The following is a 24,158-nucleotide window of genomic DNA, read 5'->3' as shown; positions in this document are numbered from 1 at the left end:
AACCTGTTCCCTTATTCCGTTTCCGCCGCGCGCAGGTCGAGGCCGATGTCGAGGATGGGCGAGGAGTGTGTGAGGGCGCCGACCGCGAGGAAGTCCACGCCGGTCTCCGCGTACGCCTTGGCGCTGCCCAGGGTGAGCCGGCCGGACGCCTCCAGGAGGGCGCGTCCGTGGACGAGGGCGACCGCCTCCGCGCACTCGTCGGGGGTGAAGTTGTCCAGCAGGATGAGGTCCGCGCCCGCGTCCACGACCTCGCGGAGCTGGTGCAGGGTGTCGACCTCGACCTCGATCGGCACCTCGGGGAACGTCTCGCGCACCGCCCGGAACGCCTGGGCGACGCCGCCCGCGGCGACCACGTGGTTGTCCTTCACCAGGGCCGCGTCCGACAGGGACATCCGGTGGTTGACGCCGCCGCCGCAGCGGACGGCGAACTTCTCCAGGGACCGCAGCCCCGGCGTGGTCTTGCGGGTGTCGCGCACGCGGGTCTTCGTACCCTCCAGCGCGTCCGCCCACGCGCGCGTGGCGCTCGCGATGCCCGACATCCGGCACAGCAGGTTGAGCGCGCTGCGCTCGGCCGTCAGCAGGTCGCGGGTGCGGGTGGTGACGGTGAGCAGCTTCTGCCCGGCCGTCACGCGGTCGCCGTCCTCGACGTGCCGTTCGACCTCGAACTCGTCGGTGCAGACGACGGACAGGACGGCCTCGGCTACGCGCAGCCCGGCCACGACGCCGTCCTCACGGGCGGTGAAGTCACCGGTGGCGCGGTCGTCCTCGGGGATGGTCGCCACCGTGGTGACGTCCACGCCGCCGTCGAGGTCCTCCATGATGGCGACGCCTGCCAGGTCCTCGACCTCGACGGGGTCGAGCCCGGCGTCGGTCAGGAGCTGGGCGAGCGCGGGGTCGAGCCCGCACTCGGCGTAGTCGTGGTCGTCGTGGTCGCCGTGCGCACCACCGGCGCCGCACGCGCAGCCGGCGCCGCAGCCGCCGCTGTCACCCCCGTCACCGACGAGGGGGAGGAGGTCGGGGGTGCCGGGGGTCTCGGGGGTGTCGCTCACGTCGGTCACTGCTCCTGGGGCTCGGTGGTCACGGGGCTCCCGGCGGCCGCCCGGGCGGGGCCCAGGGTCGGCGGGAAGTCCGCGGTGTCGGTGGTGCGGATCGCGAGGGTGCGGCCGGGGGTCAGGGTGACGACGACATGGCGCCGCCAGGCGTCGTCGTCGCGCTCGGCGTGGTCCTCGCGCCAGTGGCAGCCGCGGGTCTCCTCGCGCAGCAGCGCGGCGGCGACCAGGGCGCGGGCCACGCACAGCAGGTTGGTGGCCTCCCAGGTGTCGACGCCGGGCTCGGCCGTCTTGCCGTGCTCGTCGAACGCGGCCAGGGCACCGGTCCGCAGCCGTTCGAGCCGTTCGGCGGCCGCGCGCAGGGAGGCGGCGGAGCGCAGCACGCCCGCGCCCTCGGTCATGATCCGCTGGAGGGCGAGGCGGGCCTCGGGCGGCAGCAGCGGGTGCCCGGGACGTCCGGGCTCCGGCGCGGGAGCGGGGACGGGCACGCGCGTGAGGGGCCCGTCCGCGCCCTCGGCGGCCCGGCCCGCCGCGATGTCGGCGGCGATCCGCTCGGCGTAGACGAGGCCCTCCAGGAGGGAGTTCGAGGCGAGCCGGTTCGCGCCGTGCACGCCGGTGCACGCGACCTCCCCGCACGCGTACAGGCCGGGCACGGTGGTCCGGCCGTGGCGGTCGGTGCGCACGCCACCGGAAGCGTAGTGGGCGGCCGGGGCGACCGGGATCGGCTCGGTGACCGGGTCGATGCCGTGGGCGCGGCAGGCGGCGAGGATGGTGGGGAAGCGGCGCTCCCACATGTCCGCGCCGAAGTGCCGGGCGTCCAGGAACATGTGTTCGGCGCCCTGTTCCTGCATCCGCCGTGTGATGCCCTTGGCGACGATGTCCCGGGGCGCCAGTTCGGCCAGCTCGTGCTGACCCACCATGAAGCGCGTGCCGCCGGCGTCGACCAGGTGGGCACCCTCGCCGCGCACCGCCTCCGAGACCAGCGGCTGCTGGCCCTCCGCGCCCGCGCCGAGGAACAGCACGGTCGGGTGGAACTGGACGAACTCCAGGTCGGAGACCTCGGCGCCCGCACGGAGCGCGAGGGCGACGCCGTCGCCCGTCGACACGGACGGGTTGGTGGTGGCCGAGAAGACCTGGCCCATGCCGCCGGTGGCGAGGACCACCGCGGGCGCGTGGACGGCGCCGACGCCGTCGTGCTGGCCCTCCCCCATCACGTGCAGGGTGACACCGGCGGTGCGGCCCTCGGCGTCGGTGAGGAGGTCGAGTACGAGTGCGTTCTCGACCGTGCGCAGCCCGCGTGCGCGCACGGCCTCGACCAGCGCCCGGGAGATCTCGGCGCCGGTGGCGTCGCCGCCCGCGTGCGCGATGCGGCGGCGATGGTGGCCGCCCTCGCGGGTCAGCGCCAGGCCGCCGCGCTCGGACTCGTCGAAGTGCGCCCCGGTCCCGATCAGCCGCCGTACGGCGTCCGGGCCCTCGGTGACGAGGATCCGGACCGCCTCCTCGTCGCACAGCCCGGCGCCGGCGACCAGGGTGTCCTCAAGATGCTGCTCGGGGGTGTCGCCCTCGCCGAGGGCCGCGGCGATGCCGCCCTGCGCCCAGCGGGTGGAGCCGTCGTCGAGCCGCGCCTTGGTGACGACGACGGTGTCCAGACCGGCGGCCTCGCAGCGCAGGGCCGCGGTCAGACCGGCGACGCCGGAGCCGACGACCACCACGTCCGCGGTGAGGGACCAGCCGGGGGAGGGCGCGTGCAGTCGTATGCCTGTGCTGTTGCCTGTGCTGCTGCTTGTGCCTGTGCTGGTCACGAGGCCGCTCCGCGGTTGTCGGGGGTGCCGGGCGCTCCGGGGGCGGGGGCCTGGAAGGTGAGGGGGAGGTTGTCGATCAGCCGGGTGGCGCCGACCCGGGCGGCGACGGCGAGGACGGCCTCGCCGGTGAAGTCGTCCGGCACCTCGGTGAAGTCGGAGGGGTCGACGAGGGCCAGGTAGTCCAGGACGAGCGGCGGGTCCAGGCGGGCCGCCTCGTCCAGGACGGCGCGGGCGGCGGCGCGCACGGCGGACGGGCCGCAGGGGGTCGCGCGGGCGACGGCGTGCGCGTCGGCGGCGGCCCGGGACTCGCCCAGGGCGTCGAGCGCCTGCGCGCGCGCCGGCGTGGCGGGCACCTCGCGCGCCCGCGCACGCAGCGCCTCCTGCGCGGCGTGCCGGTCGCGGCCCGCGAACAGGGCGCGCGACAGCGCGAGCGCGGTGCGCCGCTCGGCGGCGGACAGGTAGCGGTTCCGGCTGGACAGCGCCAGCCCGTCCGCCTCGCGCACGGTGGGCACGCCGACGATCTCCACGCCGAAGTTCAGGTCGCGCGCCATGCGGCGGATCAGGGCGAGTTGCTGGGCGTCCTTCTGCCCGTAGAACGCCACGTCGGGGCGGGTGAGGTGGAGCAGCTTGGCGACGACGGTGAGCATGCCGTCGAAGTGCCCGGGGCGTACGGCACCCTCCAGGCGCCCGCCCATGGGACCGGCGCTCAGCCGTACCTGCGGCTCGCCGCCGGGGTAGACCTCCTCCGCGGAGGGCGCGAACACGAGGTCCGCGCCGGCCGCCTCGGCGACGGACAGGTCGGCGTCCAGGGTGCGCGGGTAGCGGTCGAGGTCCTCGCCCGCGCCGAACTGCAGCGGGTTGACGAAGACGGTGACCACGACGAGACCCTCGTCGCCGACGTGGGCGCGGGCGGCCCTGATGAGGGTGGCGTGCCCTTCGTGGAGGGCGCCCATGGTCATGACGACGCCGGTGGGGCGGGCGCCGGCGGTGCTGCCGGACGCCGTGCGCTCGGCGCGCAGACGTTCGAGGTCGGCGAGGGTCGGGGCGACGGCGAAGCCCTGCCCGGGGTTCCGGCCGCCGTGGCTGGTGCGGGGGCTCATCGGGGGTCCCCCTCTCCGGGGTGCTCGGGGTGCTCGGGATTCTCGGGGTGCTCGGGATTCTCGGGGTGCTCGAGGTGCTCGAGGTGTTCGGGGTGTTCGCGGTGGTCGGGGTGGTCCGGGCTCCGAGGGTCGTCAGGACCCTCGGGGGGCTCGGGGTGCTCGCGGATCTCCGGGTGCCCGGGGGTCTTCGACTCCCCCGGACCGCCGCCGTTCCCCGTCGCCCCCGGGAGGTCCGTAGGCCCTGGAAGGTCCGCCGTCCCCGGCACGTCCGTCGCCCCCGCGAGCACCTCCAGCAGGGCCTCGGCCGGTTCCGGCCTGAGCAGGCCGTGGGCCAGCGCCCGGTCGGCGGTGGTGCGGGCCATCGCGAGGTAACCCGGGACGGCCGCCGGGGCGTGCCGGCGCAACTCGGCGACATGGGCGGCGACCGTGCCCGCGTCCCCACGCGCGACGGGGCCGGTCAGGGCCGCGTCACCGGAGCGCAGGGCGTTGTCGAGGGCCGCGCCGAGCAGGGGGCCGAGCATCCGGTCGGGCGCCGCGACACCCGCGGTGCGCAGCACTTCCATCGACTGGGCGACGAGGGTGACCAGGTGGTTGGCGCCGAGGGCGAGGGCCGCGTGGTAGAGGGGGCGGCTGTCCTCGGCGATCCACTCGGGCTCACCGCCCATCTCGATCACCAGGGCCTCGGCGGCCAGTCGCAGCTCCTCGGGCGCGGTGACGCCGAAGGAGCAGCCGGCCAGCCGCTGCACGTCCACGGGGGTGCCGGTGAAGGTCATCGCCGGGTGCAGGGCGAGCGGGAGCGCGCCGGCCCGCAGGGCGGGGTCCAGCACCTTCGTGCCGTAGCGGCCGGAGGTGTGCACCAGGAGTTGCCCGGGGCGGACGGCGCCGGTCTCGGCGAGGCCCGCCACCAGCGGGGGCAGGACGTCGTCGGGCACCGTGAGCAGGACCAGCTCGGCACGCCGGAGGACCTCCTCCGGGGCGACGAGGGGGACGCCGGGCAGCAGGGCCTCGGCCCGGCGGCGGGAGGCGTCGGAGACGCCGGACGCGGCCACCGGGCGGTGACCGGCGAGTTGGAGCGAGGCGGCGAGGGCCGGGCCCACGCGGCCGGTGCCGACGACACCGACGGTGAGCCGGGCGGGGCGGTCCCGTGGGTCTGGCTGCTGGACTGTACTCACGCGAGTGGCCTTCCCGTTCCAGTCCGCGAGGGGTACCGGACGATTTCTCGTCATGCTAACGCGATCCCCGGTCCGGGGGCCGCGCCGCCGACCCCGCGGGCCCCTCTGCGATCCCTGGGGCACAGCCGTGTCCACCTTGGGGAGTACGTGCCGGGCTCACGGATCGACCCTCCGGTTGACTCCCGCATACCGCACGGTTCCCTACGCTGGGTTACGTGCAACGCCTCTACGATTTTCTCCGCCGGCACCCGACATGGGTCGACAGCTTCTGGGCCGTCGTTCTCTTCGGCCTGGCCGGTGCGAGCGTGGAGAGCACCTCCCGGCTCCAGGGACACCACGGCGGTTACGCCGAGGCGCTCGCCCTGTCCGCCGTCCTGTGCCTCGTCGTGGCCCTGCGCCGCCGTACGGCGGAGCGGATGCTGCTGCTCACCACGGCCGTCGGCCTGGCCCAGCTGGTGCTGGACGTGGAGCCGACGGCCGCCGACTTCGCCATGCTGGTGATCGTCTACACGGTGGCCGCGAACGGCGCCCGCTGGGCCTCCCGGTTCGCCCTGTCCCTCGGGCTGTGCGCGGCCGCCGTCGGGGAGATCCGCTGGCCGGAGCCGCACACGAGCGCGCTGGGTCACGTGGCCCTCGTCGTCTTCCTGACCGTGCCGTTCGCCCTCGCCTGGGTGCTCGGCGACTCCCTGCGCACCCGCCGGGCGTACTTCGCGCAGCTGGAGGAGCGCGCCGCCCGCCTGGAGAAGGAGCGCGAGGCGCAGGCCAAGGTCGCGGTCGCCGCCGAGCGCGCCCGCATCGCCCGCGAGCTGCACGACGTCGTCGCGCACAACGTCTCCGTGATGGTCGTGCAGGCCGACGGCGCCGCGTACGTCCTGGACGCGGCGCCCGACCAGGCGAAGAACGCACTGGAGACGATCTCCTCCACCGGCCGCCAGGCCCTCGCCGAGATGCGCCGCCTGCTGGGCGTGCTGCGCACCGGCGAGCACGTGGAGGGCGGTGAGTACGTGCCGCAACCGGATGTCGAACAGATAGACGAGCTGATCGAGCAGTGCCGCTCCTCCGGACTGCCCGTCGACTTCAAGGTCGAGGGCACCCCGCGCCCGCTGCCCAGCGGCGTCGAACTGACGGCGTACCGGATCGTGCAGGAGGCGCTCACCAACACGCGCAAGCACGGCGGACCCAACACGGGCGCCAGCGTGCGCCTGGTCTACTTCGACGACGGCCTCGGCCTGCTCATCGAGGACGACGGCAAGGGCGCCCCGCACGAGCTGTACGAGGAGGGCGGCTTCGACGGACAGGGGCACGGACTGATCGGCATGCGCGAGCGGGTCGGTATGGTCGGCGGAACGCTCGACGCGGGCCCGCGCCCGGGTGGCGGGTTCCGCATCAGCGCCCTGCTACCGCTCAAACCGGCCCACTGACACGTGCATGTTTCAGCCAGGGCCCCTTCGGCAGTCCGACAATCCGCCAGGCCGCGATGCGTCGGACTCCGATACGCCAGACTGCAGTGCGCCAGACCTCGACGCGTAAGACCTCAACGCGTCGGACCACCGTCAGGACAGGGGTGAGGACACCACCATGCCGATCCGCGTGATGCTCGTCGACGACCAGGAGCTGCTGCGCACCGGCTTCCGCATGGTGCTCGCCGCCCAGCCGGACATGGAGGTCGTCGCGGAGGCGGGCGACGGCGTCGCGGCGTTGCAGGCGCTGCGCGCCACCGCGGTCGACGTCGTCCTGATGGACGTCCGCATGCCGAAGCTGGACGGCGTGGAGGCCACCCGCCGGATCTGCGCCCAGGCCGACCCGCCCAAGGTCCTCATCCTCACCACGTTCGACCTGGACGAGTACGCGTTCTCCGGGCTGAAGGCGGGCGCCTCCGGCTTCATGCTCAAGGACGTCCCGCCGGGCGAACTGCTCACCGCGATCCGCTCCGTGCACAGCGGGGACGCGGTGGTGGCCCCCTCCACCACGCGCCGGCTGCTCGACCGGTTCGCGCCGATGCTGCCGGAGACGACCGCCCGGCCCCGCCACGAGGGCCTGGAACGGCTCACCGAGCGCGAACGCGAGGTGATGGTGCTGGTCGCCCAGGGCCTGTCGAACGGCGAGATCGCGGCCCGGCTGGTGCTGTCCGAGGCCACGGTGAAGACGCACGTGGGCCGCATACTCACCAAGCTGGGGCTGCGGGACCGCGTGCAGGTCGTGGTCCTCGCGTACGAGACGGGCCTGGTCCGCGCGGGCGGCAACGGCTGACGGCTGACGGCTGACGGCTGACGGCTGACGGCTGACGGCTGACGGCTGACGGCTGACGGCTGACCGTTCTCCCGGGGGTCCGGGTCACGGTTCGGCCGAACGTGGCCGTCCGCCCGGCGTCGTACCACTAGGGTCTGCGCATGCTTCTGTGGATCAACGGGCCCTTCGGGGGCGGCAAGACACAGACCGCGTACGAGATACGGCGGCGGCTGCCCGGCAGTGTCGTCTGCGACCCCGAGCACGCCGGTTTCGGGCTGCTCCGCATGCTGCCGCGCGAGCTGCGGGACGACCGCGGCGGGAAGCGGCTCATCGACGACTTCCAGGATCTGGTGTCGTGGCGGCAGGGCGTCGTGGAGGTCCTCGACGTCGTGCTCACCGGACACGCCGGCGTGGTGATCGTCCCCATGACGGTCACCGACCCGGGGTACTTCACCGAGACCGTCGGCCGGCTGCGCGAACTCGGCCACGACGTACGGCACTTCTCGCTCCTCGCCGAGCGCGAGACCGTAACTCGGAGGCTGCGCGAGCGCGGCCCCGGTCAGTTGCTGAGGCGCGCCACCGGCCGGGGCGGCGGGCCGCACCGGGAGAGCCGGGCGGTCCGGCGGCTCGACCACTGCCTCGAACGGCTGTCCGAGCCGGAGTTCGCCGAGCACCTGTGGACGGACCACTCGACCGTGCCGAAGACCGCCGACCGCATCGCCGTCCTGGCCGGCCTGACGCTCCGCCCGAACAACGAGGGCCGGCTGCGCACCCGGGTGCGCCAGGTGCGGGTCGGCCTCCCGCACGTCCGCCTCGACTGACCCGTCCCGTACGGTCGCGCGTACCGCGCCTGTACGGTCGCGCGAGCGCGCCGCAGCCCGCGCATAGCCTGGGCACGTGAGCGACGAAGCGGCGGACGAGCAGGACGGCCGAGGGGCCGGGCCCGAGTGGCGCGGGTGGCGGGAAGCGGCCCAGGAGGCCCTGTACGGGCCGGCGGGCTTCTACCGGTGTCAGGGGCCCGAGGGGCCCGCCGGGCACTTCCGTACGTCCGTGCACGCCTCGCCGCGCTACGCGGCCGCCGTGGCCCGGCTGCTCGCCCGGCTCGACGCGGCGCTGGACCGGCCCGCCGAGCTCGCCTTCGTCGACATGGCGGCCGGCCGCGGCGAGCTGGCCGCCGGGGTGCTCGCCGCGCTCCCCGGGGAACTCGCCTCCCGGACGCGCGCGTACGCCGTGGAGGTCGCCGGCCGGCCCGAAGGGCTCGACCCCCGCGTCGAGTGGCTGGCCGCGCCGCCCGGAGGCGTCACCGGGCTGCTGTTCGCCAACGAGTGGCTCGACAACGTGCCCGTGGACGTGGCCGAGGCCGACGCGGCGGGCGTACGGCGCCGGGTCCTCGTCCGGCGGGACGGCACCGAACGGCTCGGCGGGCCCGTCACGGGACCGGATGCGGACTGGCTGGAGCGGTGGTGGCCCCTCCCGGGGCCGTCGGGCGACGCCCCGCACACCGGCCTTCGCGCCGAGATAGGGCTGCCCCGGGACACCGCCTGGGCGGCCGCCGTCGGTTCGCTCGCCCGGGGTCTGGCCGTCGCCGTCGACTACGCGCACACCAGGGAGACCCGCCCGCCCTTCGGAACCCTCACCGGTTTCCGGGAGGGCCGCGAGACGCGCCCCGTGCCGGACGGGCTCCACGACCTCACCGCCCATGTCGCGCTGGACGCCTGCGCGGGCCCCGGCGCCCGGCTGCTGACCCAGCGGGACGCCCTGCGCGCCCTGGGCGTCGCCGGCGCCCGGCCGCCGCTCGCCCTCGCCACCACCGACCCGGCCCGCTACGTACGGGCCCTGGCGTCGGCCGGTGAGGCCGCCGAACTGACCGCCCCGGGCGGCCTCGGCGACTTCGGGTGGCTGCTCCAGCCGGTCGGTCTCGCGGACGTGCCCCTGTAGGGGCCCGCGCTGCCGGACGCCCTACTTGTCGATGTCGCCGACCACGAAGAACATCGACCCCAGGATGGCCACCATGTCCGCGACCAGCGTGCCCGGCAGCAGTTCGGTGAGCGCCTGGATGTTGTTGAAGGACGCCGAGCGCAGCTTGAGCCGGTACGGCGTCTTGTCGCCCTTGCTGACCAGGTAATAGCCGTTGATGCCGAGCGGGTTCTCGGTCCAGGCGTAGGTGTGGCCCTCGGGGGCCTTGAGCACCTTGGGCAGACGCTGGTTGACCGGGCCGGGCGGCAGCTCGGCGAGCCGGTCCAGGCAGGCGTCGGCGAGGTCGAGGGCGTTGTGGGTCTGCTCCAGCAGGCACTCGAAGCGGGCCAGGCAGTCGCCCTCCTCCCGGGTGACCACCTTCAGCACGTCCTGGAGCCCCCCGTACGCCAGGTACGGCTCGTCGCGCCGCAGGTCGAAGTCGACGCCGGAGGCGCGCGCGATGGGCCCGCTCACCCCGTACGCGTGCACCGCCTCGGGCGACAGGACGCCGACCCCGCGCGTACGGCCGCGGAAGATCTCGTTGCCGAGCACCAGATCGTCGTAGACGTCCATGCGGGAGCGGACGTCGGCGACGGCGCCGCGCGCCCGCGTGGTCCACCCGGCGGGCAGGTCCTCCTTGAGGCCGCCGACCCGGTTGAACATGTAGTGCAGGCGCCCGCCGGAGACCTCCTCCATCACGTGCTGGATCTCCTCGCGCTCCCGGAACGCGTAGAACATCGGCGTGATGCCGCCGAGCTCCAGCGGGTACGAGCCGAGGAACATCAGGTGGTTCAGCACCCGGTTCAGCTCCGCGAGCAGGGTGCGGAGCCACACGGCGCGGGCGGGGACCTCCATGCCGAGCATCCGTTCGACGGCGAGGACCACGCCCAGTTCGTTGGCGAAGGCCGACAGCCAGTCGTGACGGTTGGCGAGCACGATGATCTGACGGTAGTCACGCGCCTCGAACAGCTTCTCCGCGCCCCGGTGCATGTAGCCGATGACCGGCTGGGCGCTGAGGATCCGCTCGCCGTCCAGCACGAGGCGCAGCCGCAGCACGCCGTGCGTGGACGGGTGCTGGGGCCCGATGTTGAGCACCATGTCGGTGCTCTCCGCGGCGCCGCCGATACCGACCGTGGTCTCCGTCGTGGGAGTCATGGCATCAGTCTCTCGTACGTACGCTTGCGGCATGGAGCTGGGGAGCACCGCGGGCGGCGGCGCGGCGGAGGACGAGGACGGCACGGGCGGGGACGGCACAGGCGATGCGGCTGGTGCGGCCGGCCGCGGCGAGCCTGTGTGGCGCGGGCTGCCGCCCGGACTGCTGCGGATGCGGCGGCTGCTGCTGGCGCTGTGGCTCGGGTCGGCGGCCCTCGGCGCCGGGTTGCTGCCGGGGCTGCTGGCCGGGCCCGGCTGGGCGCTGTGCGCGCTGCTGCCGCTCGCCGCGCTGGCCTGGGGCTGGGTGCTGCTGGGCCGCAACTGGCGCTCCTGGCGGTACGCCGAGCGCGCCGACGACCTGCTGATCAGCCGGGGCGTGCTGTGGCGCGAGGAGACCGTGGTGCCGTACGGCAGGATGCAGCTCGTGGAAGTCACCTCCGGCCCCGTCGAACGGCGGTTCGGGCTGGCGACGGTGCAGCTGCACACGGCGGCCGCGGCGACGGACGCGACGATCCCGGGCCTCGCCCCCGCCGAGGCCGAACGCCTGCGCGACCACCTCACCCGGCTCGGCGAGGCCCGATCGGCCGGGCTGTGACGGGCGAGGGCGCACGGGAGGAGCGCGCGCCGGGTGTACGCGAGGAACGCGCGCCGAGCGTGGGGGAAGAGCGCGCGCCGGGTCTGCGGGAGGAGCGTGCGCCGAGCGTGCGGGACGATCGCCCGCCACGTGGACGGAAGCCTCTCGCGCCCGGGGCGCACGACGGGGCGGGGCACCGGCCCGGCGAGCGCAGGCTGCACCCTGTCACGCCCTTCCGCCGGGCCTGGGCACCCCTCGCCGTCGTCTTCGGCTGGGCGGTGCACGACCCCGACCAAACGCAGCGCCAGCTGGACCGGCTGGCCACCACCACCCTCCTCCTCGCCCTCGCCGTCCTCGTCCCGGCCGCCGCTCTGTACGGCTTCCTGAGCTGGTGGTTCACCCACTTCTCGGTCACCGACAGCGAGCTGCGCATCCGCACCGGACTGCTCTTCCGCCGCACCGCGCACATCCGGCTCGAACGGCTCCAGGCGGTCGACGTCACCCAGCCGCTGCTCGCCCGGGTGGCGGGCGTGGCCAAGCTGCGGCTGGACGTCATAGGCGTCGACAAGAAGGACGAGCTGGCCTACCTGGGCCAGTCGGAGGCCCGTGCCCTGCGCGCCGAACTCCTCGCCCGCGCGGCCGGGTTCGCGCCCGAGACCGCGCACGAGGTGGGCGAGGCCCCGTCCCGGGGGCTGCTGCGGGTGCCGCCCGGCATGCTCGCCGCCTCGCTCGCGCTGACCGTCACCACCTGGGCGACACTGGCCGGCGCGCTCGTCCTTCCGGCCCTGCTGTGGCTCGCCACCCACAACCTGTGGACGGTGCTGGCGACCGCGCTGCCCCTGCTCGGCGCGGCCGGCGCGGGCAGCGTGGGCCGGTTCGCCACCGAGTACGACTGGACGGTGGCCGAGTCGCCCGACGGGCTCCGCATCGACCGCGGACTGCTCGACCGCGCGCACGAGACCGTGCCGCCGGGGCGGGTGCAGACCGTACGGATCGTGCAGCCGGTGCTGTGGCGGCGGCCCGACTGGGTGCGGGTGGAGCTGTCGGTCGCCGGATCGTCCAACACGGTGCTCGTGCCGGTCGCCCCGCGCGAGATCGCCGAGGCGCTGGTGACCCGGATACTGCCCGGCGTCACCGTGCCGGCCGAACTGTCGCGCCCACCGCGCCGGGCGGGCCGCTGCCTGCCGCTGTGGTGGCGCGGCCACGGGCTCGCGGTGACGGACACGGTGTTCGCCGCCCGGCACGGGCTGCTGGGCCGCCGGCTCGCCCTGGTCCCGCACGCGAAGGTGCAGAGCGTACGGCTGACGCAGGGGCCGTGGGCCCGGCTGCACGGGCTGGCCTCGGTGCGCGTGGACAACGGCGCGGGCGGGACCGTCGCCGCCCGGCTGCGGGACGCCGGCGAGGCGGCGGAGCTGCTGCGCGCCCAGGCGGACCGTTCCGGCACCGGGCGCCGGGCCGCGCCGCCGGACCGCTGGATGGCGTGACGGGACGGCCACTGCGTCGCCGTCGCCGTCGGCCGGGGAGAGGCTGCGCCGCCGTCCGCGAGAGGGGGCTACGAGGCCGCCGAGCGCAGTCCCTCGATGTCGATCTGCTCGGTCTCGTCGTGCGCCGTCAGGTCGATGACCTGCCCGGCCCGCACCCCGGGACCGGCCGGCTTGAACCCGGACTCGGCCTCCGCCTTGTGCAGCGCGAGCGCCTCCTGGCCGACGACATCCGCGAGGTCCTCGTTCTGCACGGAGTCCGCCGTGCGCTCGGGGGCCGTCTTCTGGGTGCCGAAGAAGTCGAACCCGCCCTGGACCGATGGCCGTCGGGGGGCCTCGGCCGGTACGACGGCGACCGCCGTGGGCACGGTGAAGTGCCCGGGTCCGGTGGGCCGGCCGAGCGGGGCGCCGGCCGCGGGGGCGGGTGCCGCCGCGTCCGTCGGCCCGTGGACGGCCGTGTCCTGCGCGGGGGCGTCGGCCGTCGCGGCGGCGTCCTCGGCGGACCGCTGCCGGGGGGCGCGGGTCGGCGGGTCGTCCTGGGGACCGCGGTCGTCGTGGGAGTCGCCGTCGGTGACCGGCTCCGCGGGGTCCTCGGCGGTCGCGACCTCGGCGTCGGCGGGTGCCTGGACGGCGTCCTCGGCGGAGCCGTCGGACCCCTGGAGGGCGGTGGCCGTGTGCTCGGCGGACTCGACGGCCTCTGCGGACTCGGCGGACGCGACGGAGGCGTCAGGGGCCGCGCCCTCGGAGGTGTCGGTGTCCTTGTCGTCCTGGGTGTCCTTCGTGTGCTTGGCGTCCTTGGCGTCCTTGGTCAGGGCGCCCGCGCGCGCGAGGCGCTCCAGCGCGGAGTCGGCGCTCCGGAAGAGCGCGCCGCCGGACGGGGAGAACGCCCGGGGCCCCTCGGAAGCCGCCGGTGCCGGCGCGTCGGCCGCGCTCGTGGCCTCCGTCGCCGCCGTGGCCGTCGCCGCCTCGCGCGCGGACTCCGCGGACTCCTCCGTCTCGGACGCCGCCGCCTCGTTCTCCGGCGCCGCCTCGATCTCCAGCAGGCGGCGGCCCTCCAGCGCGCTCGCGCGCTCCGTCTCCGCCGTGGCGTACCGGCGCAGCAGCGCGGCATGCTCGTTGCGCAGCCGGGCCAGCTCGGTGCGCTTGGCCCGCAGCTTGTGCTCCATCTTCTGGCGCAGCTCGCGCGACTCCTCGACGTCGGTCTCGAGCTCCGCGACCCGCTCCTCGTGCCGCCACTCGTCACTCGCCCGCGCACGCGTGAGGTCGGCGACGCGTTTGCCGGCCGCGACGTCCCAGCGGCGCATGACGAACGTGCCGACGACCGTCGTCACCGCGGCACCCGCGGCCAGCGCACGGAGCAGCGCGGTTTCCGTGAACAACCAGGGTCCCACGGCGCAGACGACCGAGACGCCTGCGATCGCCGAGGGGGGCAACAGCCGGTGCAGAGGCGGGGAATGACGGTGACGTCCACGTGGCATGGCCAGAAACTTACCGCGCGTAGGCGAATGATGGTGCCCCGGCCGGTAAAAACACGGCCACACCGAAAGCTTCCTGATGCATCAACCGCCCCAAGGGTGCGGAACGGAAGTGCGGGCGCGGTGCGCGAACGTTCCGACAGCTCCCTCTCAAGATCATTTCTTGGGGTTTCCGTGATCGGCCCACAACGCCCATTCCCGCCCCCGGCACCCCGTGCGACCTGCGGTTCGCCTATATCCGCCTTTTCGCCGCGCATTACCGGGCGCCGAGCCGGCCGCTCATCCAGCGCAGCGTCGCCGGGATCTCCCGGCGCCAGGTGTTGAAGTTGTGGCCGCCGCTGTCCAGGATGATCGACGAGATCCTGGTGAACCCCTTGGCCTTCACCCGCCTTATGAACTCCAGCGTGTCCTTGTAGTTGTTCTCGCCCTCTCGACTGCTGCTGACGAGCAGTGAGGTGTCCGGCGCGGGCAGGTTCTCGAGGCACCACCACAGGTCGGCGCGGTGGCGCAGGTTCCGGTCGCCGCCGTACAGGTCGCCGGTGGTGCGGTCCACGGGTGCCTCGTAGTACGCGGACAGGCCCGCGCCGGCGGCGTAGGTGTCCGGGTGATGGATGGCCAGTTTCAGTGCGCAGTAGCCGCCCGTCGAGTCGCCGACGACGCCCCAGCCGCCGGGTGCGCGGTCCACCCGGTAGTGCGCCACGACGGCCTCGGGCAGGTCCGCGGCAAAGAACGACTCGGCGCGCGGGCCGCCGGGGACGTCCACGCACTCGGTGTCGCGCGGCGGTGCCACGGTGGGCCGCAGCATCACGAGCACCATCGGCCGCATCCGCCCCGCCGCGGCCAGCCGGTGGGCCGTCTGCGGGTAGCGCAGCCCCCGCACGAGCGCCTCGGCCGTGCCCGGATAGCCGGTGAGCACCACGGCGACGGGGAAGGTGCGGGCGCGGTACCGGGGCCGGAAGTACTCCGGCGGCAGATAGACCAGCGCGGGCGTGGCGATGCGGGTCGTGCGGCCGACGATCCGGACGCGCTGGATCTGTCCGTCGGCCGTGTCCGGCCCGGCGGGCCCGTCGACCCCTTCGAGGCCGACGACCCGCAGCGGTCCGTCCGCGCCGCCCGCTCCGCCCGGGGTGTACTCGACCACCACACCCTCGCCCCGTTCCCGGCCGAACAGATCCGCCCAGCTCGCGTAGAAGCCGAAGTCGCGGTTGGCGGCGAGGGCCACGCAGACGAAGAGCGCGAGCTGGGTGGCGAGCAGCAGCCCGACGCGTCCGCCGACGGTCCGCCAGGAGCCGCGGGCCAGCCGGGGCCAGCACCAGACGGTGCCGGCGAACAGCGCGGTGGCGCACAGCGTGGCGGCGATGAGGGTGGTGGTGCCGGTGAGGCCCATCGGCCTCCCTTCGCCTGTGCCGGGTCCCGGGGTGCGCGGCGGAGCGCACCGGGAGGGAACGGAGTGCATCAGGATAGAGGGGGCAAGCCGGACGCCCGCGCAAACGCGTCGGGAGCGGGCACGCGGTGCGCCGACAGGTGCGGGCTCGCCCGGCCCGCGGCACGTACCCGCGGTTGGCCGGCGGCGGCGACCGGCATGCCGCCCCGGGCCGGGGCGATGCGCGGGCGGGCTTCGTCGATACGGCCGGCCTGGCGCCGCAGGGGGAAGGGGTGGACGGACACCAGGTCGAAGGCGCCCGCCGGCGGCGCCACCGCCGCGGCGCCACCTCGACCGCCCTGTCGCAGACCACCGGCATCCCGATCAGGACCCTGTCCCGGCTCGAATCCGGGCAGCGCAGCGCACCGAGGTCGACGCCCGAGGCAGCGGGGCGGCCGATGCTCGCGAGCTCGCGGAACCCGCACGGGCGCGGGCCCGTGGGCGCCCGCGGGTGCGGGAACAGGTGGCCCTCACGCGGTACGCCGCCTACGCGGTACGTCCTCCCCCGGTACGCCGCCTACGCTGAACACATGCGCGAAGAGACCGGGCGGAGCCCCGTGGCTGGACTGCCGACATGGGACCGCTGTGCGGTCATGGGAGTCGTCAACGTGACGCCCGACTCCTTCTCCGACGGCGGCCGCTGGTTCGACACCACCGCTGCCGTCAAGCACGGCCTGGACCTCGTCGGAGAGGGCGCCGACCTGGTCGACGTCGGCGGCGAGTCCACCCGGCCCGGCGCCACCCGCGTCGACGAGGCCGAGGAACTCCGGCGGGTCGTCCCCGTGGTGCGGGGCCTCGCCTCCGAGGGGGTGGTGGTCTCCGTCGACACCATGCGGGCCCGGGTCGCCGAGCAGGCGGTGGCCGCCGGTGCCGTCCTCGTCAACGACGTCAGCGGCGGCCTGTCCGACCCGGCGATGGTCCCCGTCGTCGCCGCCTCGGGCGTCCCCTTCGTCGTCATGCACTGGCGCGGCTTCCTGGAGGGCGGCAACATCCGGGGCGTGTACGGGGACGTCGTCACCGAGGTCGTCGACGAGCTGCACGCGCGCGTGGAGGCCGTCCTGGCCGGCGGTGTCGCGCCGGACCGGATCGTCGTCGACCCGGGACTCGGCTTCTCCAAGGACGTCGACCACGACCTCGCCCTGCTGGCCCGCCTGGACCGGGTCCTCGGCCTCGGCCACCCGCTGCTGGTCGCCGCCTCGCGCAAGCGGTTCCTGGGCCGGGTGCTGGCCGGGCCGGACGGCGCCCCGCCGCCCGCCCGCGAGCGGGACGCCGCCACCGCCGCCGTCTCCGCGCTGGCGGCGCAGGCGGGCGCGTGGGCGGTGCGGGTGCACGAGGTGCGCGCGACCGCCGACGCCGTGCGCGTCGCCCGCGCCGTGGAAGGAGCCCGATGACCGCCCCCCACCTCGACGTCGAACAGGTCGAACAGGCCAACACCGCCTTCTACGAGGCGATGGAACGCGGCGACTTCGAGGAGCTGTCCTCGATCTGGCTGACCCCCTCCGACGTGGGCGTCGACGAGGAGTACCACGACCCGGCCGAGAGCGGGGTGATCTCCTGCGTCCACCCGGGCTGGCCGGTGCTCACCGGACGCGGCGAGGTGCTGCGGTCGTACGCGCTGATCATGGCGAACACCGAGTACATCCAGTTCTTCCTCACCGACGTGCACGTCTCGGTGACCGGCGACACCGCCGTGGTCACCTGCACCGAGAACATCCTCAGCGGCGGCCCCGCGCCCGAGGGCGGCGACGAGCCGGGGCCGCTCGTCGGCCAGCTCGTGGTCGCCACCAACGTCTGGCGCCGCACCCCGGACGGCTGGCGGCTGTGGTCCCACCACGCCTCCCCGGTACTGGCCGAATCCGACGGCGGGGACACCGGGGGAACCGGCGGCGACCCGGACACGACGGCCTGAACGGACACCGTCGGCCGGCCGATGCGGGGTGGATGCCGGGGCACGTCCTTCACACGTACCTTCACATGTCCGTCCACGATCCGGACGTGGGGGGAATCACGGCCCCTCGCGCGGCGGCCGGCCCGTGGGCGTCCTCGCTCGGGCGGGACGGCCGAAGCGGCCGGTTCCGGCCGTCGTCGGGCCCGTGTCCCCGGGCGGGGGTGCTGTCAGTGGGCACGGGTAGATTCGTTCGTGGCCGGTATGCCGCCCGCATATGGCCCCGGCGGCCGTCGCCCGGCCGCTCCGCACCGACCGGCAGGAGTGAGACGCGTGGACCGTGTCGCGTTGCGCGGGCTGAGGGCCCGCGGCCACCACGGCGTGTTCCCCGAGGAACGCGAACGGGGGCAGACCTTCGTCGTGGACGTCGTCCTCGGCCTGGACACCCGCCCCGCCGCCGCGGACGACGACCTGACGAAGACGGTGCACTACGGGATCGTCGCCGAGGAGGTCGTGGCACTCGTCGGGGGCGACCCCGTCGACCTGATCGAGACCCTCGCCGAGCGCATCGCCCGCCGCCTGTCTGCGGCACGAACGGGTCGAGGAGGTCGAGGTGTGCGTGCACAAGCCCGAGGCCCCCCTCACCGTGCCGTTCGACGACGTGACCGTCACCATCGCCCGGAGCCGCGTATGACAGCCTTCAGCCCCGGACCCGGCGACCCTGTGGTCCAGCCCGTGCCCGCCTCGGTGACCGCGCGGGTGGACGCCGCCGACAGCACCCTGCAGAACCCCCGGGGCGCCGTGCTCTCCCTGGGCTCCAACCTCGGCAACCGCCTGGAGACCCTCCAGGGCGCCGTCGACGCCATGGAGGACACGCCCGGCGTCCGCGTCAAGGCGGTCTCCCCCGTCTACGAGACGGAGCCGTGGGGCGTCGAACCGGGCAGCCAGCCGTCCTACTTCAACGCGGTGGTCGTGCTCAGGACGACGCTGCCGCCGTCCTCGCTGCTGGAGCGGGCGCAGGCGGTGGAGGAGGCCTTCCACCGGGTCCGGGACGAACGCTGGGGGCCGCGCACGCTCGACGTCGACATCGTGTCGTACGACGACGCCGTCTCCGACGATCCCGTGCTGACCCTCCCCCACCCGCGCGCGCACCAGCGGGCCTTCGTGCTGGCACCCTGGTACGACGTGGACCCCTCCGCGGCGTTGCCCGGGCACGGCAGGGTGGCCGACCTGCTCGCCGCGCTCACCCGGGACGGTGTGGCGCCGCGCGCGGACCTGGAACTACGGCTGCCCGAGTAGTCGTTAAGGTCTATCGAGCCGGAACGACCGCTCGACACCGACGAAGGGGCACCGTGAAAGAGCTGCGCATCAGGACGCTGGCGGCGGTGTTCGTGGTGGCCGGAGTCCTGTCCTGGGCGGGCGCCCGACTGTGGACGGCGGTGGGCACCCTCCCGGGCGTCCCGCCGGCCGCGCCCATCGTCCTGGCGCTGATCGCCGCGGTCCTGCTGGCCACCGCGCTGTCGCTGCGCTCCCGGCTACGGGCCCAGCGCGAGCGCCGGCCCGAGGCGAAGGGCGTGGACCCCCTGATGGCCGCCCGCTCGGTCGTCTTCGGCCAGGCGAGCGCCCTGGTCGCCGCGCTCGTCGCCGGCATGTACGGCGGCGTGGGCGCCTTCCTGCTGGAGTACCTCGACATCCCCAGCCGACGCGACCAGGCCATCTACGCGGGCGCCTCGGTCGTCGCCGGCATCGCGGTCATAGCGGCCGCCTTCTTCCTGGAGCGCGTGTGCAGGCTCCCGGAGGACGGTGACGACGACAAGAACGACGGCAACGGCACCGCGGCCCCCGCCTGAGGCACCGCCGGTTCCCGCGCCGGGTGACTGCCGACGGCTCAGCGGGCCATGATCAGGCTCATCGCCTCGTTGCGGGTGGCGGCGTCGCGCAGCTGGCCGCGCACCGCCGACGTGATCGTCTTGGCACCGGGCTTGCGGATGCCCCGCATCGACATGCACATGTGCTCGCACTCGACCACCACGATCACCCCGCGCGGTTCGAGGATCTCCATGAGCGAGTCGGCGACCTGCGTGGTGAGCCGCTCCTGCACCTGGGGGCGGCGGGCGTAGACGTCCACCAGCCGGGCCAGCTTCGACAGGCCGGTGATCTTCCCGTTGGCCGACGGGATGTATCCGACGTGCGCCACGCCGCGGAACGGCACCAGGTGGTGCTCGCAGGTCGAGTACACCTCGATGTCCTTCACCAGCACCATCTCGTCGTGGCCCAGGTCGAACGTCGTGGTGAGCACGTCCTCGGGGCGCTGCCACAGTCCTGCGAAGATCTCCTGGTACGCCCGCGCCACCCGGCCCGGGGTGTCCCTGAGGCCCTCGCGGTCGGGGTCCTCGCCGATGGCGATGAGGAGCTCGCGCACGGCGTTCTCGGCGCGCTTCTCGTCGAACTCGCCGATCGTGCTCTCGCCGTCCAGCGTCACCGGGTCCGTCATCTGCTCCCTCGTTCCTGAGCCTGTGACGCGTCCGGGGTCTCCCACGCGTCGTGCGTACCGGCCGCGCGTACGGGGGCGCTCCCGCGCGGCCGTACGACGAAATGCCGCGCCTCCCAGGCTAGAACCTGGGAGGCGCGGCATTTGTTCCGGGCCCGACGGGCGGCCGGCGGACGACCGTCGGGCCCGTCAGAGCCGTGGGACTCAGCTGTCCCGGCGGTCCTCCGGGGCCGGCTCGACCACCGGGGCGGACTCGGCCGCCGTGGACTTGACGGTGCTGATCGCCGTGGCGCCGTTCGCCCCGTTCGTCAGTGCGAGCTCCTTCGGGGAGAGCACCGGCGGGCGGGTGGACGGCGTGCGACGCGAGGAACCGGTCCACGCGGGACGCGGGGGACGCTTGTGGATGGAGGCGAAGACCTCGGCGATCTCCTCCTTGCCCAGCGTCTCCTTCTCCAGCAGGGCCAGCACCAGGTTGTCGAGCACGTCGCGGTTCTCGACCAGGATCTCCCAGGCCTCGTTGTGCGCGTTCTCGATCAGCTTCTTGACTTCCTCGTCCACCAGCGCGGCGACCTCTTCCGAGTAGTCGCGCTGGTGAGCCATCTCACGGCCGAGGAACGGCTCGGTGTTGTCGCCGCCGAACTTGATGGCGCCGAGCCGCTCGGTCATGCCGTACTGGGTGACCATGGCGCGCGCCGTGGACGTGGCCTTCTCGATGTCGTTGGCCGCGCCCGTGGTCGGGTCGTGGAACACCAGTTCCTCGGCCGCCCGGCCGCCCAGCATGTAGGCGAGCTGGTCCAGCATCTCGTTGCGCGTGGTCGAGTACTTGTCCTCTTCCGGCAGGACCATCGTGTAACCGAGGGCCCGGCCGCGGGACAGGATGGTGATCTTGTGCACCGGGTCGGAGTTCGGCGAGGCCGCCGCGACCAGGGCGTGACCGCCCTCGTGGTACGCGGTGATCTTCTTCTCCTTGTCCGACATGATCCGGGTCCGCTTCTGCGGGCCCGCGACCACACGGTCGATCGCCTCGTCCAGCATCTGGTTGTCGATCAGCTTGCGGTCGCTGCGGGCCGTCAGCAGCGCGGCCTCGTTCAGCACGTTGGACAGATCGGCACCGGTGAAGCCGGGGGTACGGCGGGCGACGGCCGACAGGTCGACGTCCGGGGCGACCGGCTTGCCCTTCTGGTGGACCTTGAGGATCTCCAGCCGGCCCTGCATGTCCGGGCGGTCGACGGCGATCTGCCGGTCGAACCGGCCGGGGCGCAGCAGCGCCGGGTCCAGGATGTCGGGCCGGTTGGTGGCCGCGATGAGGATGACGCCGCCCTTGACGTCGAAGCCGTCCATCTCGACGAGGAGCTGGTTCAGCGTCTGCTCGCGCTCGTCGTGACCACCGCCGAGGCCGGCGCCGCGATGGCGGCCGACCGCGTCGATCTCGTCGACGAAGACGATCGCCGGGGCGTTCGCCTTGGCCTGTTCGAAGAGGTCACGGACCCGGGAGGCACCGACACCGACGAACATCTCGACGAAGTCGGAACCGGAGATCGAGTAGAAGGGGACCCCGGCCTCACCGGCGACGGCCCGCGCGAGCAGCGTCTTGCCGGTTCCGGGCGGGCCGTACAGCAGCACGCCCTTGGGGATCTTGGCGCCGACGGCCTGGAACTTCGCCGGCTCCTGGAGGAACTCCTTGATCTCGTGGAGCTCCTCGACGGCCTCGTCCGACCCGGCGACGTCCGAGAACGTCGTCTTCGGGGTGTCCTTGGTGATGAGCTTCGCCTTGGACTTCCCGAAGTTCATGACCCGGGAGCCGCCACCCTGCATCTGGTTCATCAGGAACAGGAAAATGACGACGATGAGGACGAAGGGGAGCAGCGTCAGCAGAATGCCCAGGAAGGGGTTCTGCTTGGACGGCGAGACCGTGTATCCGTCCGGGATCTGCTTGTTCTGGTACTTGTCCTGAAGAGTGTTGGCCAGGTTGACGCCCTGGTCGCCGATGTAGCTCGCCTGGATCTTCGAGCTGCCCTCGACCTTGACGCCGTCCTTGAGCTGGACCTTGATGACCTGGTCGTCACCGGTGGAGAGCTTGGCCGACTCGACCTTGTTCTGGTTGATCGCCTGGACGACCTGGCCGGTGTCCACCGTCTTGTAGCCGCCGGAGGAGCCGACGACCTGCATCAACACGACCACGGCAAGGACGGCCAGCACGATCCACATGACCGGCCCACGGAAGTATCGCTTCACGTCCATCCATACGGAGCGGTGCCGCCCCGTCCCTCCTGCCATAGTGAGTTTGATAGAAGACTGTTCTTCGGACGGTACCCCAGGATTGTCACCCGACGCCGCAGCGCGGGTTCCCGCGATCCCGTCCTCGCATGCTTCAACGGCGGGGACCCCGCAGGGGTTCCCGGCCGTCCCGCGGAAGCCCGCGGGAACCCTGCCGCGCGGGGTCAGCCGCCGTACACGTGGGGCGCGAGCGTACCGACGAACGGGAGGTTCCGGTACTTCTCGGCGTAGTCGAGCCCGTAGCCCACGACGAACTCGTTGGCGATGTCGAAGCCGACCCACTCCACGTCGATCGCGACCTTGGCCGCGTCGGGCTTGCGCAGCAGCGTGCACACCTTGAGGGAGGCGGGCTCCCGGGAGCCCAGGTTCGAGATCAGCCAGGACAGGGTCAGGCCGGAGTCGATGATGTCCTCGACGATCAGGACGTGCCGTCCCTTGATGTCGGTGTCGAGGTCCTTCAGGATCCGCACCACACCCGAGGACTGGGTGCCGGCTCCGTAGGAGGAGACCGCCATCCAGTCCATCGTGACGGGGGTGGACAGCGCGCGGGCGAGGTCCGCCATGACCATCACCGCGCCCTTGAGGACGCCGACGATCAGCAGGTCCTTGTCCGCGTACTCCGCGTCGATCTTCGCGGCCAGCTCGGCCAGCTTCGCGTCGATCTCTTCCTTGGTGATGAGCACCTCTTTGAGGTCGGTGCCCATGTCTTTCGCGTCCACCCGCATCACTTTCGGTCGTCCCACCGGCCATTCCGGGCCACCGCACGACCCCTGCGGAGGGTCCGGTGGGAGGGGCCCGGATTCAGCCTTGCCGAATCACCAGTCTGCCACCCTGGCGACGGACCACGACCCGGCCCGGGAGATTGATGGCCCCCTGACCTCGCCAGGCGGTGACCAGCCGGTCGACCTCCTCGATGTGGCGGGCGAAGAGGGAGCCGCCCGGGGCACCGGCCGCGAGGGCGGCGCGGCGCAGGATGCGGCGGCGCACGGCCGGGGGGAGTACGTCGAGTTTGGCGCATTCCAGCCGTCCGGCGTCGTCCCGTACGCCTTCCTCGGCCTCGCGGGCCCAGGCGTCGAGTGCGTCGGCGTCCTCCCGGGAGAGCCGCGCGGTGCGGGCGAGGGCCTCGACGACGCCCTTGCCGAGCGCCTTCTCCAGAGCGGGCAGCCCCTCGTGGCGGAGCCGGGAGCGGGTGTAGGCGGGGTCGGAGTTGTGCGGGTCGTCCCAGACGGGTAGGGACTGGGCCATGCAGGCCGTGCGGGCGGTCTGCCGGTCGAGCCGCAGGAAGGGGCGGCGGTAACGGCCGGCGGCCCCCGAGACCGCCGCCATTCCGGACAGGGAACGGATGCCGGAGCCGCGGGCGAGGCCGAGCAGGACCGTCTCGGCCTGGTCGTCGCGGGTGTGGCCGAGCAGGACGGCGGCGGCGCCGTGGCGGTCCGCGGCGGCGTCGAGCGCGGCGTAGCGGGCGTCGCGGGCGGCGGCCTCGGGGCCGCCGTCACGGCCGACGGAGACCGCGATCGACTCGACCGGGTCCAGGCCGAGTGCGCGCAGACGTTCGACGACCTCCTCGGCGCGCTGGTCGGAGCCGGCCTGCAGGCCGTGGTCGACGGTGACGCCTCCGGCGCGGATGCCGAGCCGGGACGCCTCGAAGGCGAGGGCGGAGGCGAGTGCCATCGAGTCGGCGCCGCCGGAACAGGCCACGAGCACGAGCGGCCCGGTGCGGCCGGGGCCGAGCGGGGCGGGCACGGCGGGGAAGGCTCCGGGCACGGGGACGGCCGCGGGATGCGCGGGGGCGGGGCCGGCGCGGTGGACGGAGCCGGTGGGACGGGCGGCCTCGGCGGGGTGGACGGCTTCCGCGAGGTGGACCGCTTCCGCAGGGCGTACGGCCTCTGCGGGGCGCGCGGGGGAGGTCGCCGACGCGGTGCGTCCGCCGCCGGCCGGCGGGGCGGGGGCGCGACGGAGGGCGTCGACGCCGTCGGGGGCGCCGGTGGTGGCGTGTTCGGTGAGGATGTCGTGGAGGACGCGGCGGACCGCCAGGCGTATCGCCGCGACCGCGGGGTGGGGACCCATGTCCGGTTCCCTTCATGAAGTTTTC

General features: G+C 73.9%; 20 protein-coding genes and 2 pseudogenes. 11 read left to right on the top strand and 11 right to left on the bottom strand.

Features of this window, described 5'->3' with window-relative positions; genetic code table 11:
• Window positions 1-11: 11 nt before the first annotated feature.
• The 4 genes and pseudogenes from nadC to QFZ64_RS19610 all read right to left on the bottom strand — a co-directional run.
• A complete protein-coding gene (gene nadC, locus QFZ64_RS19625; protein WP_307067530.1) occupies window positions 12-1,058 on the bottom strand; it encodes a carboxylating nicotinate-nucleotide diphosphorylase in 1,047 nt (348 codons plus the stop codon).
• Window positions 1,055-2,851, bottom strand: a complete 1,797-nt coding sequence (locus QFZ64_RS19620) for an L-aspartate oxidase (RefSeq protein ID WP_307067528.1) — start codon at window positions 2,849-2,851, stop codon at window positions 1,055-1,057. Before QFZ64_RS19620 ends, nadC begins: the two co-directional genes overlap by 4 nt.
• A complete protein-coding gene (gene panC, locus QFZ64_RS19615; protein WP_307067526.1) occupies window positions 2,848-3,951 on the bottom strand; it encodes a pantoate--beta-alanine ligase in 1,104 nt (367 codons plus the stop codon). The genes QFZ64_RS19620 and panC overlap by 4 nt, the downstream gene beginning before the upstream one ends.
• A 185-nt stretch (window positions 3,952-4,136) precedes the next feature.
• Window positions 4,137-5,123 (bottom strand): annotated as a pseudogene (locus QFZ64_RS19610) (Rossmann-like and DUF2520 domain-containing protein); the annotation flags it as partial.
• A gap of 215 nt (window positions 5,124-5,338) precedes the next feature.
• Here QFZ64_RS19610 and QFZ64_RS19605 point away from each other — a divergent pair.
• The 4 genes from QFZ64_RS19605 to QFZ64_RS19590 all read left to right on the top strand — a co-directional run bounded on the left by QFZ64_RS19605 (window position 5,339) and on the right by QFZ64_RS19590 (window position 9,290).
• Window positions 5,339-6,544 (top strand): sensor histidine kinase, encoded by a 1,206-nt coding sequence (locus QFZ64_RS19605; protein WP_307067522.1) that lies wholly within the window; start codon window positions 5,339-5,341, stop codon window positions 6,542-6,544.
• A 157-nt stretch (window positions 6,545-6,701) separates the two neighbouring features.
• The gene (locus tag QFZ64_RS19600) at window positions 6,702-7,373 is read left to right on the top strand and encodes a response regulator transcription factor (protein WP_307067520.1); all 672 of its coding nucleotides are present in this window, start codon (window positions 6,702-6,704) and stop codon (window positions 7,371-7,373) included.
• A 140-nt stretch (window positions 7,374-7,513) separates the two neighbouring features.
• Entirely contained in the window at window positions 7,514-8,173 is a 660-nt protein-coding gene (locus QFZ64_RS19595; protein ID WP_307067517.1) for an AAA family ATPase, read from the top strand.
• Between the two features lie 76 nt (window positions 8,174-8,249).
• On the top strand, window positions 8,250-9,290 hold the full coding sequence (locus tag QFZ64_RS19590) for an SAM-dependent methyltransferase (RefSeq protein ID WP_307067513.1): 1,041 nt from the start codon (window positions 8,250-8,252) through the stop codon (window positions 9,288-9,290).
• 21 nt (window positions 9,291-9,311) lie between these two features.
• Here the strand turns inward: QFZ64_RS19590 and QFZ64_RS19585 are convergent, their stop codons facing one another.
• On the bottom strand, window positions 9,312-10,463 hold the full coding sequence (locus tag QFZ64_RS19585; RefSeq protein WP_307067511.1) for an NADH-quinone oxidoreductase subunit D: 1,152 nt from the start codon (window positions 10,461-10,463) through the stop codon (window positions 9,312-9,314).
• 31 nt (window positions 10,464-10,494) lie between these two features.
• Here QFZ64_RS19585 and QFZ64_RS19580 point away from each other — a divergent pair, with 31 nt between their 5' ends.
• Both QFZ64_RS19580 and QFZ64_RS19575 read left to right on the top strand, forming a co-directional pair.
• Window positions 10,495-11,055: a PH domain-containing protein gene (locus QFZ64_RS19580; RefSeq protein WP_307067509.1), complete on the top strand. Its 561-nt coding sequence runs from the start codon at window positions 10,495-10,497 to the stop codon at window positions 11,053-11,055.
• Between the two features lie 194 nt (window positions 11,056-11,249).
• Complete coding sequence (locus tag QFZ64_RS19575; RefSeq protein WP_307071771.1) at window positions 11,250-12,518, top strand: PH domain-containing protein; 1,269 nt, start codon at window positions 11,250-11,252, stop codon at window positions 12,516-12,518.
• A 68-nt stretch (window positions 12,519-12,586) separates the two neighbouring features.
• Here QFZ64_RS19575 and QFZ64_RS19570 read toward each other — a convergent pair whose 3' ends face one another.
• A complete protein-coding gene (locus tag QFZ64_RS19570) occupies window positions 12,587-13,993 on the bottom strand; it encodes a hypothetical protein (protein ID WP_307067507.1) in 1,407 nt (468 codons plus the stop codon).
• 253 nt (window positions 13,994-14,246) lie between these two features.
• Window positions 14,247-15,377: an esterase family protein gene (locus tag QFZ64_RS19565; protein ID WP_307067505.1), complete on the bottom strand. Its 1,131-nt coding sequence runs from the start codon at window positions 15,375-15,377 to the stop codon at window positions 14,247-14,249.
• 566 nt (window positions 15,378-15,943) lie between these two features.
• Between QFZ64_RS19565 and folP the strand changes: the two genes are divergently transcribed.
• The 5 genes and pseudogenes from folP to QFZ64_RS19540 all read left to right on the top strand — a co-directional run bounded on the left by folP (window position 15,944) and on the right by QFZ64_RS19540 (window position 19,148).
• The gene (gene folP / locus QFZ64_RS19560; RefSeq protein WP_307067503.1) at window positions 15,944-16,804 is read left to right on the top strand and encodes a dihydropteroate synthase; all 861 of its coding nucleotides are present in this window, start codon (window positions 15,944-15,946) and stop codon (window positions 16,802-16,804) included.
• Window positions 16,801-17,322, top strand: a complete 522-nt coding sequence (locus tag QFZ64_RS19555) for a nuclear transport factor 2 family protein (RefSeq protein WP_307067501.1) — start codon at window positions 16,801-16,803, stop codon at window positions 17,320-17,322. The genes folP and QFZ64_RS19555 overlap by 4 nt, the downstream gene beginning before the upstream one ends.
• Before the next feature lie 309 nt (window positions 17,323-17,631).
• Window positions 17,632-17,992, top strand: a pseudogene (folB, locus tag QFZ64_RS19550) (dihydroneopterin aldolase).
• The gene (gene folK / locus QFZ64_RS19545; RefSeq protein ID WP_307067499.1) at window positions 17,989-18,597 is read left to right on the top strand and encodes a 2-amino-4-hydroxy-6-hydroxymethyldihydropteridine diphosphokinase; all 609 of its coding nucleotides are present in this window, start codon (window positions 17,989-17,991) and stop codon (window positions 18,595-18,597) included. The pseudogene folB and the gene folK overlap by 4 nt, the downstream one beginning before the upstream one ends.
• A gap of 53 nt (window positions 18,598-18,650) precedes the next feature.
• Window positions 18,651-19,148, top strand: a complete 498-nt coding sequence (locus QFZ64_RS19540) for a DUF3180 domain-containing protein (RefSeq protein ID WP_307067497.1) — start codon at window positions 18,651-18,653, stop codon at window positions 19,146-19,148.
• Window positions 19,149-19,186: 38 nt separating this feature from the next.
• Here QFZ64_RS19540 and folE read toward each other — a convergent pair whose 3' ends face one another.
• The 4 genes from folE to tilS form a co-directional block, all read right to left on the bottom strand.
• Window positions 19,187-19,792: a GTP cyclohydrolase I FolE gene (gene folE / locus QFZ64_RS19535; RefSeq protein ID WP_307067494.1), complete on the bottom strand. Its 606-nt coding sequence runs from the start codon at window positions 19,790-19,792 to the stop codon at window positions 19,187-19,189.
• Window positions 19,793-19,993: 201 nt separating this feature from the next.
• Window positions 19,994-22,030: an ATP-dependent zinc metalloprotease FtsH gene (gene ftsH, locus QFZ64_RS19530; RefSeq protein WP_307067492.1), complete on the bottom strand. Its 2,037-nt coding sequence runs from the start codon at window positions 22,028-22,030 to the stop codon at window positions 19,994-19,996.
• 200 nt (window positions 22,031-22,230) lie between these two features.
• Window positions 22,231-22,791, bottom strand: a complete 561-nt coding sequence (hpt, locus tag QFZ64_RS19525; protein ID WP_307071770.1) for a hypoxanthine phosphoribosyltransferase — start codon at window positions 22,789-22,791, stop codon at window positions 22,231-22,233.
• Between the two features lie 76 nt (window positions 22,792-22,867).
• Window positions 22,868-24,133 (bottom strand): tRNA lysidine(34) synthetase TilS, encoded by a 1,266-nt coding sequence (gene tilS, locus QFZ64_RS19520; RefSeq protein ID WP_307067490.1) that lies wholly within the window; start codon window positions 24,131-24,133, stop codon window positions 22,868-22,870.
• Window positions 24,134-24,158: the final 25 nt, after the last annotated feature.

The sequence above is a fragment of the Streptomyces sp. B3I8 genome (assembly GCF_030816915.1).
In the GTDB taxonomy this organism is placed as follows: Bacteria; Actinomycetota; Actinomycetes; order Streptomycetales; family Streptomycetaceae; genus Streptomyces.
This window is presented reverse-complemented; position numbering and strand designations above follow the sequence as displayed.